Annotated in this window: 20 protein-coding genes; 15 read left to right on the top strand and 5 right to left on the bottom strand. The window is 42.5% G+C overall.

Annotation, left to right across the window (positions count from 1 at the left end):
• Nucleotides 1-178, bottom strand: a 178-nt coding sequence (locus A37S_RS25670; protein WP_036603714.1) for a transposase, incomplete at its 3' end; no start/stop codon positions are given.
• 82 nt (nt 179-260) lie between these two features.
• Here A37S_RS25670 and A37S_RS25675 point away from each other — a divergent pair.
• From A37S_RS25675 to A37S_RS0121465, 10 genes are all read left to right on the top strand, one after another.
• The gene (locus A37S_RS25675; RefSeq protein ID WP_245586442.1) at nt 261-1706 is read left to right on the top strand and encodes a DUF5008 domain-containing protein; all 1446 of its coding nucleotides are present in this window, start codon (nt 261-263) and stop codon (nt 1704-1706) included.
• Between the two features lie 57 nt (nt 1707-1763).
• Complete coding sequence (locus A37S_RS0121420) at nt 1764-3479, top strand: alkaline phosphatase family protein (protein ID WP_028298732.1); 1716 nt, start codon at nt 1764-1766, stop codon at nt 3477-3479.
• A 42-nt stretch (nt 3480-3521) separates the two neighbouring features.
• Complete coding sequence (locus A37S_RS26465; RefSeq protein ID WP_051293377.1) at nt 3522-4895, top strand: discoidin domain-containing protein; 1374 nt, start codon at nt 3522-3524, stop codon at nt 4893-4895.
• A 38-nt stretch (nt 4896-4933) separates the two neighbouring features.
• Entirely contained in the window at nt 4934-5836 is a 903-nt protein-coding gene (locus A37S_RS26470; protein WP_051293378.1) for a PKD domain-containing protein, read from the top strand.
• Nucleotides 5808-6185, top strand: coding sequence for a recombinase family protein (locus A37S_RS25690; protein WP_084164007.1), 378 nt, complete (start codon nt 5808-5810; stop codon nt 6183-6185). The genes A37S_RS26470 and A37S_RS25690 overlap by 29 nt, the downstream gene beginning before the upstream one ends.
• Nucleotides 6182-6400, top strand: coding sequence for a hypothetical protein (locus A37S_RS0121440; RefSeq protein WP_028298733.1), 219 nt, complete (start codon nt 6182-6184; stop codon nt 6398-6400). The genes A37S_RS25690 and A37S_RS0121440 overlap by 4 nt, the downstream gene beginning before the upstream one ends.
• Nucleotides 6401-6748: 348 nt before the next feature.
• Nucleotides 6749-7195, top strand: a complete 447-nt coding sequence (locus A37S_RS0121450; RefSeq protein ID WP_028298734.1) for a hypothetical protein — start codon at nt 6749-6751, stop codon at nt 7193-7195.
• 40 nt (nt 7196-7235) lie between these two features.
• On the top strand, nt 7236-7463 hold the full coding sequence (locus tag A37S_RS25695; RefSeq protein WP_036603720.1) for a hypothetical protein: 228 nt from the start codon (nt 7236-7238) through the stop codon (nt 7461-7463).
• Nucleotides 7464-7536: 73 nt separating this feature from the next.
• Entirely contained in the window at nt 7537-7800 is a 264-nt protein-coding gene (locus A37S_RS0121460) for a type II toxin-antitoxin system HigB family toxin (protein WP_245586443.1), read from the top strand.
• Between the two features lie 21 nt (nt 7801-7821).
• On the top strand, nt 7822-8208 hold the full coding sequence (locus A37S_RS0121465; protein WP_028298736.1) for a helix-turn-helix domain-containing protein: 387 nt from the start codon (nt 7822-7824) through the stop codon (nt 8206-8208).
• Between the two features lie 184 nt (nt 8209-8392).
• On the opposite strand, the gene A37S_RS0121475 is transcribed toward A37S_RS0121465, so the two are convergent.
• Nucleotides 8393-8683, bottom strand: a complete 291-nt coding sequence (locus A37S_RS0121475) for a hypothetical protein (RefSeq protein ID WP_028298738.1) — start codon at nt 8681-8683, stop codon at nt 8393-8395.
• Nucleotides 8684-8849: 166 nt separating this feature from the next.
• Between A37S_RS0121475 and A37S_RS0121480 the strand changes: the two genes are divergently transcribed.
• The 5 genes from A37S_RS0121480 to A37S_RS0121500 all read left to right on the top strand — a co-directional run bounded on the left by A37S_RS0121480 (nt 8850) and on the right by A37S_RS0121500 (nt 10550).
• Entirely contained in the window at nt 8850-9128 is a 279-nt protein-coding gene (locus tag A37S_RS0121480) for a hypothetical protein (RefSeq protein ID WP_028298739.1), read from the top strand.
• Nucleotides 9129-9388: 260 nt separating this feature from the next.
• Nucleotides 9389-9640 carry a hypothetical protein gene (locus tag A37S_RS27310; protein ID WP_157278997.1) on the top strand — a complete coding sequence of 84 codons (252 nt, stop codon included), beginning with the start codon at nt 9389-9391 and terminating at the stop codon, nt 9638-9640.
• An 11-nt stretch (nt 9641-9651) separates the two neighbouring features.
• A complete protein-coding gene (locus A37S_RS0121490; protein ID WP_028298741.1) occupies nt 9652-9921 on the top strand; it encodes a hypothetical protein in 270 nt (89 codons plus the stop codon).
• A gap of 115 nt (nt 9922-10036) precedes the next feature.
• Nucleotides 10037-10291 (top strand): hypothetical protein, encoded by a 255-nt coding sequence (locus A37S_RS0121495; protein WP_028298742.1) that lies wholly within the window; start codon nt 10037-10039, stop codon nt 10289-10291.
• 10 nt (nt 10292-10301) lie between these two features.
• The gene (locus tag A37S_RS0121500) at nt 10302-10550 is read left to right on the top strand and encodes a hypothetical protein (RefSeq protein WP_028298743.1); all 249 of its coding nucleotides are present in this window, start codon (nt 10302-10304) and stop codon (nt 10548-10550) included.
• A 118-nt stretch (nt 10551-10668) separates the two neighbouring features.
• Here the strand turns inward: A37S_RS0121500 and tnpC are convergent, their stop codons facing one another.
• Genes tnpC through tnpA form a run of 3 tightly spaced genes read right to left on the bottom strand, consistent with a single transcriptional unit; the run spans nt 10669 to nt 12858 of the window.
• Nucleotides 10669-12186 carry an IS66 family transposase gene (tnpC, locus tag A37S_RS0121505; protein ID WP_028298744.1) on the bottom strand — a complete coding sequence of 506 codons (1518 nt, stop codon included), beginning with the start codon at nt 12184-12186 and terminating at the stop codon, nt 10669-10671.
• 35 nt (nt 12187-12221) lie between these two features.
• Nucleotides 12222-12575, bottom strand: coding sequence for an IS66 family insertion sequence element accessory protein TnpB (gene tnpB, locus A37S_RS0121510; RefSeq protein ID WP_028298745.1), 354 nt, complete (start codon nt 12573-12575; stop codon nt 12222-12224).
• Between the two features lies 1 nt (nt 12576).
• Nucleotides 12577-12858, bottom strand: coding sequence for an IS66 family insertion sequence element accessory protein TnpA (tnpA, locus tag A37S_RS0121515; RefSeq protein WP_036603724.1), 282 nt, complete (start codon nt 12856-12858; stop codon nt 12577-12579).
• Between the last annotated feature and the right edge of the window lie 58 nt (nt 12859-12916).

The following is a 12916-nucleotide window of genomic DNA, read 5'->3' on the forward strand; positions in this document are numbered from 1 at the left end:
AGGCGTAGAACTGGGACTGGGCGATGCTGTGCTTTCTGCACAATTCTGCCACAGAGGTCTCGGCTCTAAGACCCTCCATAACGATCAAAATCTTCTGTTCGGCGGTAAAGATCCTGCGCGTATTCTTACGAATGTCTTTTACAAATGATTCCGTGCTCTTCTTCTTTGGTGTTCCCATAATTAAATCTAACGTTTTTGATGAAAACACTCCTTAAGTTTTTAAAATATCGTGTCCACTTTTTGCTGACGATTTACATACGGTGGTGACCATCGCTGCCCAAGGTCTTTTAGACTACAAAGATCAGCTCGTCTTTCGTTTTAACGGAGAAGAAGCTGCCATACAAGAGGTAACAGAGGAGGGGATTTCTGTAACGGTACCAGATTTTGCCAGTACAGGCATTACATCGATATCTGTGGGAGAAGTGGTAGTTTTCGGGCCTGAATTCAAGGTGGATGGTAAAATCAGTATTGATCCGACGTTTGCTGCCAGACAAGGCACTAACGGTGCGGTTGCTGATGTCTTATTTACCGATAATGATAAAATGATCGTTGTAGGCAATTTCACCAATTATGATAATAAAGGGATTATCAGGCCTATAAACCGGATTGCGCGTGCTTTTTTGGATGGAAACTACGATGCGGGTTTAAGGTCGGGAACGGGAGCGAATGGTTATATCAGTGAAATCCTGGAAGTAAATAGCAAATATTTTATCGGTGGTTCCTTTTCCGGTTACGCACAGCGTACCGGTAATATCAGTAATCTAACCATGCTTAACGATAATGGCAGCATTGATACGATGGGTGTGCATACATGGAGGAGGCCTAACCAAAATGATACCATCCAATATTTCGCACGCTTCAATGCTGGATTTGATGGCGGTGGCGTAAACCGGATTTACAACCAGGATGGCAAACTATTGGTCACTGGTTCTTTTCGCTATTATGTGACCCGGCAATACGACAAGTCAAATGCGCTGGAAACCCGTGATACGGTAATTGTCGACAGTACAGAAGTACGGCAATTGGCTCGCCTGAATTTGGATGGCAGTTTAGATAAAACGTATCGTTTTGATGGCGGTGCAAATAAAAGCTTAACCGGCCCTAATGGTAATTCCGATACCTATTATCATGATGAGGGTTCGCTGAAAGGGAGATTGTTGGTTTTCGGTAGCTTTAATCAGTTTGATGGCTTGCCAGCCGGTTATATACTTCGTTTAAATGCCGATGGAACAATCGATGAAACGTTTAATGCCGCTGGTGCGGGATTCGATTATGTGGTTTCTTCGGTGACTTATAATGCGGTCACCCATAAATATATCGTCTGCGGCAACTTTAGATCCTACAACGGACAATCGCAGGTTGGCATGGCCATGTTAAATGAAGACGGTTCCCTTGATGATAGTTTTGTTCCCCGTGTATTTGAAAACGGTTTACCGTCTTTTGCCAAACAGCTTAATGACGGGCTCATCATAGTGAGTGGCGGTTTTACAAAATATGATGATAGAGTACGTAACCGGTTTATGGTGCTTAATGCCGACGGCACGTTGGCACTGGGATATAATGCGGTAGGAAACTTTGCAGGGACGCTTTATAATGTCTTTGAAACTAAATCTGCTGACGATAAACGGGCTTTGCTTTTAATTGGTAATTTTTCACAGTTTAATGGCGAAGATGCTAATAACATCATCAGGGTGCTGATCGAATAAACCAGCTTCAGTTTATGTTGCCTTAAAATAAAACAGGAATAAACTAATTATTTACAGATGAAACGGAATAATCTATATAAACTAATAAAAAGGATTCTACTGCCTATCGGGGCCTTGGCCGTTATCTTAACCCTGCTCGTTATCTCCTGTAAGCAGGAGTTTGAAAAAACAATTCCGGATCAAACCTATAGTGATTCGGTTAATGTAATCTATGGCCAACCAAAGGTGTTATACGTCATCGCAGATGGGATTCGGGGTCAATCTATTCAAGCGGCTGCGCCACCTAATGTAAACACCTTATTAAAAAATGCCATTTATTCCTGGGTATCTCTTGGCGATGAGGAAACTACTGAACCCGGAACCAATTGGACGAGCTTATTGACCGGTGTAAGCAGAACAAAGCATGGTGTTGTTAACAACGACTTTAGCAATACCAATTTGGATACTTACCCGCTTATTTATACCCGTATTAAAGACGCGGATCCGGAAGCTAATATCCGTGTTTTTACCACGTCCCAATTGTTTAAAGATAACTTAACCGCTGATACCGATGAAAGTGAAGTTTTGCCGGATGACGATGCGGTTGCATCGGCTGCTGTAACGGCATTGGGCGAAGAACAGGTTGATTTTATCACGGTACATTTCAGCAATCCAAACGCCGTTGGCGCTTCTGAAGGCTATGATATTTCCAAACCAGTCTACAAGAGTGCCATTTTAACATTTGATGACCAACTGGGCGAGCTATTAAATGCACTGAAAGCCCGGCCTACGTATAGTGAAGAAAATTGGTTGGTTGTGGTGACTTCAAGTATTGGTGGGAACTATCCTATAGCGGATAACGATAACACAATATTCAGCAATCCTATAGCTAATACCTTCACCATCTTTAGTGCTCCGCGCTATCAAACACGCTATATTTCGAAACCTTTTGTGGGTAACCGCTTCCAGGGAGATTTTGCACGTTTCGAAGGCCAACGTCATGCTATTTTGGAAAACAATGATGCGAACACCATATATAATCTTGATACGGGTGAATTTACAATAGAGTTAAAAATCAAAAAAAATAAACCCATTAAAAACATTTATCCCGCTTTGTTGGGAAAACGTCCGGAATGGTCATCGGGTGGGCCTTCTAATGGATGGGTGGTTTTTCTGGAGGATAACTATTGGCAATTCAATGCAAGGGGGACGGGTGATGGTAATCAAGTACGGGGTGGAACGCTCGCTGACGCCAGTTGGAGCAGTGTAGCGGTGGTCGGTGTAATTCGTGACGGTACACGTTTTATCCGTACGTATACCAATGGGGCCTTTAATAATGAAACCGATATCCAAGGTTGGGGTAATTTAGATAATGACGCTCCATTGACCATTGGGTATATCAATGGCAATGGGCACGGCGAGCCGGACGCTTATGTGGCCGATGTCCGTATTTGGAAGGCTGCACTGCCGGATGATGTGATTTCTACCTATGCCTGTCAAACCAGTATTGATGAAAATCATCCCTACTATCCTTATTTAGCAGGTTACTGGCCGGTAGCGAATAATACGAATGGAACCATTATAGATGAAGGCATTTTTGGAAATCATTTAACCCTCACAACAGATGATTTTAGTTATGACCGGCTAAACGATTACCTATGTGCGCCAAGTACCGATGATTTAGGTGCATTGGTACCGCGTACATTCGATATCCCAACGCAGATCTTCACTTGGCTAAAAATATCCAGGCAGGAAAGCTGGCAGTTAGACGGGAAAACCTGGCTTGATCAATAAGTGATGGATAGGGACAATATTTTACCTTTAATATAAAAGGATATGAATAAACGTAATAAACTTAATAAATGGCTTCTGTTGGTGGTTTTGTGCAGCCTCATCTATGCTTCTTGTAAAGATAGTGAATTGGAAGATTTTGCGCTTCAGGAGAACGTTGTTACCACAGTTTCTGCCGGAAGCATTAGTGGTGATATAGTAAAGAGCAGCGATGCTGTGACTGTACCGATAAAGGTAAGCCTGTCTTCTCCGGCAGCAAAGGCTTTTCAGGTTGGATTACAACTGAATGCCGATACGGTAAATACACTTCTTGAAGGAGGCAATTTAACTGATGTGGCGGTCCTACCCCCAGAGGGAATAACAGTACCTAATACGGTTAATTTTGAATACGGAGCAACCGAAGCGGTTTTTAATGTGTTGATCAGTCTCTCTGAGTTAGAAAAATTTTATGGGGCCAGCGTTGCTTTTGCCTACGACTTAACTAATCCGGGGAAAGGCAATATTGTCGGAGAGGCAAGTACGGGGATGATCGTATTTAATACCACAGATATCCTCGAACAGGAAGAGATACATTACGTATCGATTACCAAAGGAGGCAGCGAAATCATAGCGGTAGGAAACCGTCAAAATTACAGTGTAACGTCGGCGGGGATCAATATTCCTTTGGGCATTAGCTTAGCCGGTACTGCCGGTAGCTTTTTCACGGTAAAAACTGCTGTAGATGTTGATACTATAGCTACATTAATTCAGAAAGGAGTGTTACCGGCAAATACAGTAGCGCTTAGCCCAGAACAATATTCCTTAAATGCCAGTTATCAGGTGGGCAGTAACTTGAGCCAGGCAGCGATGGATTTGATCGTTCCATGGTCTACTATAGAAGAAAATGCAGACCATACCTTGGCGCTTGTTGTGAAATTAAGCGAAACTTCGCGGCATATTTTAGACCCCAATAAGAGCTATGCGATAATTGCGGTCTATCCACAAAATGTGATGGAGGTTGATGTTACCGGTGAGGGTACCTTAAGTGTTGATCATGATAACAGCAACGAGGGTGAGAGTTCGTCGAAACTGGTCGATAATGATATCAATTCAAAATTTTTACAGCCGGATTATAGGGGGAACAGCTGGTTCCAATTGGCTTTCGAAGAACCACAATTCATAGGCGCTTATTCTATTACTTCAGCAAATGATGCTGCTGATCGGGACTTGAAAGACTGGAACCTGCAAGGCTCAGATGACGGGCAAACTTGGGAAACTCTAGACACCAGGACAGGTGAAACCTTCGCGAATCGTTTCGAAACCAAACGTTATGATTTTGATGCGACGAGAGCGTATAAATACTATCGTATAAATATAACGAACAACAATGGTAGTGGCGTTATCCAAGTCGCCGAATGGCGATTGATTCGCGTCCCTTAAAGGTTGATCCTAAAAGATTGGACGGTTGTTAACAATAAATGAAACTTGAAGATGATAGGTTAACTATGGAAATAAGAATAAAAAAATTATTGGGCATGAGTTTGTTGGCTTTAGCCATTTATTCAAGCTGCAAAGAAGAACAAGAAGTAGTGCCAGAGCCGGAAGAACCAAAACCAATGGCCGCTTTCACGGTTGAACAGGTGGAAGAAGATGACCCTTTTACCTATAACTTTGAAAACGAATCGACAAATTTTTCCGTTGTGCGTTGGGAATTTGGCGATGATAGCAGCTCGGTAGAAGTTTCTCCGGTACATACTTTTTTAAAAACGGGCACATTTACCGTGTTGATGCGCGCCGAAAACAATCAGGAGTACTGGGCACAACGCGAAAAAATAATTGAAATCCAGCCAGACCAATTGATGGAAATGGATACCCATCCGAAAGGATCCGGTACTTTGGGATTGGCCGTAAATACAGCGGTTAACTTGAGCGAAGTCAAATGGTTCCCCGGAGAAACGGCCAGCGGTGATCCGGTATCTACCGAAAGAACTATTGACATACCGGTGGAAACCGGAAAGTTTGAGTATTATACTTTACAAGGAAAAACTCCAAAAGGATCCGTGTTGCAAATTACACGATTGCTTACTGATTTGGGTATTGTTAGGGATGTAACTGCGAATGGCGTGCTCAGTGTTTCGCGCGATAACGACGGCGGCCCTGATGCTGGTGAAGGATCAAAGAAATTAGTAGATAATGATATTAACTCTAAATTTTTAAATTCGGGATTCTCCGGCGATTTATGGTTTCAGCTTGAATTTTATGAGCCTGTTGTATTGGGTGGCTATACTTTTACTTCAGGGAATGATGCGGATGACCGTGATCCATTAAACTGGCGTTTGGAAGATCGACCGTTTGGGAAGAAGCTTGGATCAGGTATTTAAACTGTACCTTTCATTGAAGGAAAGGGGTGTGTCGATCGTGTCTATTAAAGACGGGGTCGATACGCGTGAGCCAATGGGTGATATTTTCCTAGCCTTTTTGTCCAAAATTGCGGAGAACGATTTTTTTTCCATCAAGGAACGTCAACGGGCCGGAATCGAGGTACGTAAACAAACGGGTTTGCCCATGGGTAGACCGAAAGGTTTAAGCAGGTCAGCAGCAGCTAAAGCGGAGCTGGCTATAAGGTTGTATAATGAGGGGAAGTCAATAAGTGAGCTGATGCGTTTGGCCGATATATCCAGCCGGTCTACAGCGTATAAATATTTACGTTTAAAAGGAGTTAAAATATGAATTATATCTATCGTTTAAAAACAGAAAAGGAAGAGTTTTTCTGTTCGTCTGCCGCCAAAATTATACAGTATATGCCGCGTGATATTGAAAAGGATGACAATGTATATAAGCTTTTTCACAATCGTGTGAGATTACAGGAAGAGCTTAAGAGTAAAGGAAAAATTTTCGTCAATAAGAAGAAGAAGGTTTTTGTTGAAGTTGTAAAAGTCCTTTGAGGGAAATCCCTTCGGTCGGGCTATCCGCTGTATCTTTTTTGATCTTGGTCAGCTTCGCTATGACCAGGACAAAAAAGGATGCCGCTCCTATCCCTATTTCGTTTAACTAATCAACTCATATTGTAGCATGAAATAATACTGATCCCTATCAGAAGTATGGATATGTCTATTAAGGCGGTAAAGAATTTGCTATTGAAAAAGAAAATATTCCTGTTGGCCAGCACAGATAAAAGCGACTGTAATATAGTTAATAATATTGGGGGTTGTGACATAATTGTGACACTAGAACATTGGGGATTGTGACTATTTTCATTATCTTTATACTATTAAATCAAAGCAATAACAGATATGATCTATACGGTAGTAAATTCAGAAGGACAGCCAGCGTCAACAGAAACTAATCCTGATGCATTGTTTACCAATAAGCAAGACGCAACAGACTATATAAACTACTTACATGACGAATGTGGCTTACTGGATGAACATTTCTCGATTGTTCCTTACCAACGCAGCTTTCAATCGGCATGGGAGTTCGTGGAAAAATTTTTGACCAACTATTCCCAACGTGATGACGTGGCAAAAAGCAATGATTTGGAAATGGTTGTTAATGGTGAATGGATGAATAGCGAGTGTGCCACACGGGTGCGTCAAGATATAATTCAAGAATTTAGTGTAAACAATGGTATCGATCCCGAGGATTTTCAGGTTGTGGAAATAGCACAATCTAAGTTAAACGAGATTAACGCAACACTTTATAAAGAAGCAATCGAAGGATTTATTAATAACAGGAGCTAAAGCGTATATTGGGCAAGTAATTCGAACAAATCAATTAGACATGCAAAATACAGATTTAACAACATTTGAAAGCCAAGTTGTCGAGTACCTTAAAGAATGTGATACTTACGATGAAAGACATTATGCACATATCTTGGATATTGAAGGGGCAACCAAAATTCCTATTAAACAATTGCGTGGCATACTTTCTTCGCTTGATCAAAAGAAAATACTTTATGTGGATCACGACTTCTTTAGAAAGGGCGATACAATAGTATTTTTGTTTTAGTTGGCGATTTGCCAACCATTCACTATATTTGTAAATAGTTTGTATGGATATTGTTAATTCGAGAAAATTAAATGTGTTTGTCAAGAAACATTCCGATGCTGGAAAGAGTGTATCAACATGGAAGATCGTAACCGAAAGAGCGGTGTGGAAGAAAAGTCAGGATATCCTAGACAGTTTTCCCACGGCAAAAATTATTAAGGGAAAACGGGCGAGGTTCAAAATCGTAGGTAACAAGTACCGGCTGATCATAGAGGTCAACTTTGAGCTGGCCTTTGTCGATGTGCGGTTTATTGGCACACATGGGGAATATGATGATATTGACGCATCAACGATTTAGATGAATTTAATAAGTAAGGTTATGTATACGCAAGCATGGTTTTTAATTGAAACGGAACAAGAGTACTTGAAGGCTATCGAAAGATACGAAGAGATTAAGTACTCCAAGACCGCTTCCGATCAGAAGGAATTGAAATTGCTGGTCAGGCTCATTTCTGAATACGAGAATAAAACTTCCGAGCTACCGGAGGTTGATCCGGTGGAGCTTATCAAAATACGGATGGAAGAATTCGGTTACAACCCCAAGGAACTGGCTTTGGCTTATGGCGACAAAGGGACGATAAGCAAAGTTTTGAATTACAAACAGCCGTTGTCGCTGAATATGATCCGTAAATTCAGCCAGCTCCTAAAAATCCCAGCGGATTTATTGATCAGGGAATATCCGCTTCATAACACAATATCTCAATAATACCGAAACCAATGAAACTTGAAAAATCAAAACACCCAGCGCACGAGTATTCAATCATTTTAGATAGGGATTTCTATGACACAACGAAGAAGCCCTCTTCACTTTTTATAAATAATAGAAAGTTTAATAAACCGGACGGTAATGTTATTAACCAAAAAATCGAAGATATTATTCACGATAAAGCTTACCGAAACACATAACGTCCAATGTAGGGAAATTTGCCCGAATCATAGATCGAAACAAGCTCCTTTTCGAGCATTCTATAAAATACTTCTAGGAAGCCATCACTCCACCCTTTCGGTTTGCTTAGGCTACTACTGTAACCCCAAGATTGCCCCTTGAAAAACGTATGGTAAAGGCCATACTTATCTCTCACGTAGAAATGTGGATTGCCACCCAATGCGTCAAAATCATATTTCACAGTTGAACTCTTCCCTTTATAACAAACAGTAAACTCGCCTTTGATACGTTCCATAGATCAAAGGTAAAGAAAGAATATTCGAACTGTTAAAAGGCGGCATCGATACGATGTCTTTTGCAGGCCTAACATGTTGGGGATTGTGACATAATTATGACGAATCATAGTTGGGGAGTGTGACGTTTTTTATTATCTTTATATCAGATAATTAAAGAAGAAATTTATGGAAATGCAAATATTGGTTGTTGGAATAACCTGTTTTTCAATGGACGATCTAAAACAAATTAAAGGGCTGTTGAGAGATGAATACGGTCTTAAACGATTGCCTTCCAATGATACATACTTGCTGTGTTACGTCCCCGAAGGGTTAGAGGATGATATACTAAGTGATTTAGATGACCGGCATTTTTCAAATCCTGCCTACGAAATCATTAGGAGGGATATCAACTCACAGGCAGAACTTGAAGCGTTGTCTTATCAGTTGCTTTTGGAAGAAAGATAAAATGTAGTTTAAAAATGTTGACGGCTGATCAAATACAACTTTTGAAAAGGGTAGGATTTAAAGACCTTTCCAACCTGCCCAGCTACGTTCTTACCCAGCTGCACAGACCGGTCAATAAATACGGCCGAATTGAATATGTGTTTCGTCCGGCCACTTCCTACCCAGCAAGGATTTATGTTTTTATAGACGCAGATCGATGGCTAACAAGAAACAGACTTGTGTCGGGATGCGCTAATCGTCCCCCGTTTTATTCAAGGCCGATGAATTCAGATGAGTTGGAATATTACCATTTTTCCCACAGGCTTTCCGCATTGCAATTTGAATCGTGGGAAGACTTCATTGAAAGTGAAATGTGGGACGTAAAAATATGGGATCAGCAAAAAGCCGGTTTTGGAACGGCTTACTTACATGATCTTAATGCATTTGAATCCAAGTTTTCCCCGTTGCTGGGGAAATCAAAGAAGAAAAATAAAGATACCTGTTCTATACAATTGAATCTATTCGATCATTAATTTTTTTAGTTATGGAAATTTCAGTCACTATTGTAAAATTCGAAGAATTAAGAGATAAAACCTGTGCGCAGCAGATCACCGAAGGGTATGTACCCCACACTGTTTTTTACGGGGGTGACGAATATGTCGCTACCGGTAGCATGGGAAGGCTTGGGCAGGGCGATACCGTGGTTTTTGCCTATAAGGTTGTTCCGTTGAGTAAATACAAAGGTGCTTTGAAACCGATGGAATACAGTAGGCATTTTTTGGCTGTTGACCAAGGGAAAAGGGATCGCTCATAGACGAATTTGACTGTACTGCAGAGCGGCAATTGGTTTTTGTCGGGGATCAGGTTCACTTCACCAAAAGTGACGAAGGAAAACAGATCAGTTTATTTTAAACCAATACATATTAGATATGGCTCTTAAATCATCATGGGCATACCAAAATGGTAACCGGACTTTACATATAGTAAAGGAAAACCTAAAGGATAAGAAAACCGGCTGGATCGAAAAAAACGGGATGGAGCTGTATGCGGAACGTTACGAGCCTACGGGCAAACTCATGGTCAAGACTTTCCCGAACAAAAAAATAGCAGATGCAGCAGCTCTACGTGTCGGAGGCAAACGATCCATGTCATGGCCGTTCACAATCATTAAAACCGAAGTATAATATTACACGTATGAAAAGCAATCAATTAATCGCTGGAACAAAGTTCCAGTGGGAAAGCAGGGACAAGGACAACCTGATGGTTGCCGTTGTCGGACACTACAACTTAAGGGGTACAGGCGGTCGTTTTTTTATATTTTTTAATGGCGTTTTTATCCACACCTGCAAAGGGTTTCAGTCCCTAAAAGCACGGCTGGGAAAACTCATTGACAAATGGGACTTGGAGCCGGTCGAATATAATGAAGATGTCGCACCAATTTAATCGCTATACCATGGATCAGGACTTTAAGTATTTTGAAGTTATTTCACTAGGGGAAACAACATTCCTTCTCTGTCAGCCGATCAACGCTTTAGCAAAACAGACGTATCCGCCCGACAAACTACAGGTCAGTTGATTTCTTAAGGTTCTGCGGATAAAGCTCTTTGAGGTTCTTGTGATTGATTGATGCAATATGGAGCAGGGTATGCCTAAGCCATTGGAATGGATTCACCTCGTGCTTTTTGCAGATAGCGAAGAACGAGTATATCATCGCCGACCGCTGTGCAGCTTCATGGCTGCCTGCAAACAAGTAGTTTTTGCGGCCGAGTGCTACAGGGCGAATGGCATTCTCTATAAGGTTGTTGTCGATCTGCAGGTTTCCATCGCGTAAATATGCAGATAGCATGTCCCAGCGTGCGTATGCATAGGCCATCGCCTTTCCTATCTGGCTTTTGGGCAGGGTGTCTTTGATCTCTTCAAAGATCCATCTGCCCATGTCGTTGATGACCGGCAGCGATTCTTTCAGCCGTAGCTCCTTGATCTTATCAGGCGATAACTTTTCCTCTTTGGCTTTTCGCTCAACTTTATAAAGTTCCTGTATCATCAGCAGTGCCTTTTGGGCCCTTGGACGGTCATTCTGGAGTGCTTTTTCGAACTCGCGCCTTGCGTGTGCCCAGCAGGCCAGATGGGTGATGTCTTTCCTTTTGCCATATTTGTCATATGCGGCATAGCCGTCCGTCTGGAGATAGCCCTTAAAGTTATCCAGCATGGATTTGGGCACATGGCCACCACGGGAAGGATTATAATCGAAAAGTACCGTTCTGTCCAATGGGGAATGGTACACCCAGTAATACCCCTGATGGGCGGCGCCTTTTTTCTCGCTGTCCAGTACTTTTATCACGGTCTCATCGACCTGAAGATACCCTTTGGATTTGGTGTCGAAGACCAGCTGCTCGTAAAGGGGTTCGAGTTTGATCAGCGCTTCCTTTGTCCATCCTTCGATTGTTGAAGAAGCGATCCGGATGTTTTCCCTTGCGAAGATCTGCTTCTGGCGGTATAATGGGAGATGGTCCATGTATTTGCCCGTCAGTACCATCGCCAGTAATCCGGCTCCGGGTATCCCTTTGTCGATGACACGCTCGGGAAGTTCGCCGATCTTAACGCCATCTCCATTTTTAGGCGTGTATTTATAGCGGATATAGCGTCTGATATAGAACTTTGCGGGCTCGCATTCCAGTTCTTCGGTGATCTCCTTTCCGATGCACACCATTTCAGACAGGTCACCTTCGGGATGGATCTCGATCTCTTCCACAGGTAGATGTGCGGGTAGCTTCGCGCGTCCCCTGTGACCCGGACGTTTGCGGGTGTATTCAATCTTTTGCCGGACTTCTTCCTGCTTCTGTTCTACAATTTCGGGCTCGGCCCCAAAGGGCAGGAAGGTCTGGTCGGGGTCACCTTCGAAGCGTTCACGCTTCTGGCCGAACTGCATCCGCTTGTACATGGCAAGCTGAGATTCCAGGTATTCGATCCTTTCATCTTTTTTTGAAGTCTCTTGGGATAGCGTCCTTATCTTTTCATCACGGCCGGAAACAAGCTCTAAAAGCTCCTCTTTTGATAGGTTTTCCAGCGCTGTTTCCATACCCTAAAGATACGGTTTTATCAGCATTCCTGCAATCATAAAAGCTGTTTTTGTGGTAATGAATAACGTTTTTTCTGTATGCTTTTTACCACCTGTATCCCCTCGACCATCAGCACCAGATCGCTCCAGGACAGTTCTCCCTTTTTTACACTCGGCACCAGAAAAGTACCGCTCTCCAGCCGTTTGTAATAGAGGACGAAGCCCCCTTTCTCCCAGTGAAGCAGTTTCATATGCGTACCACTACGGTTCAGGAACACGAACACTTCACCACTGGTGGCCTGTCGATACATACCCGAACTGATCAGTCCACAGAGCCCATCAAAAGATTTTCGCATGTCGCAATGGCCATCATAGAGATAGAACCGGTGCGAGGAACCCAATGAAAACATATCAGTACAGGCGGATGAGCTGTGAGAGAAGAGCAAGATCGCTATCCAGCCTGATCCGCACACCATTGGGATAGATAACCTCAACTTCGCTTTTTTTGAAGGACTTATCGATCGCTATAAAGCTTCCGCTAGCCATATCGTTTTCTTTGCTGCGCAAAAACCAGTAATAAAAGGTGGCTTCCTTAATCCCGTTTGCAGCACAGTATGCTTTCTTGCTTTTTCCGCTCTGATGCCAGTCTGCTATCATCGACAGCATCTGCTCTCTTTTTTCTGCTTTCCTCATACAGCAAAGCTAAGCCATAGATAAACGCTAAAAAATATGTACTTGGTAGGGCGGATAC

Origin of the sequence: Olivibacter sitiensis DSM 17696, from assembly GCF_000427965.1 — a bacterium.
In the GTDB taxonomy this organism is placed as follows: Bacteria; Bacteroidota; Bacteroidia; order Sphingobacteriales; family Sphingobacteriaceae; genus Olivibacter; species Olivibacter sitiensis.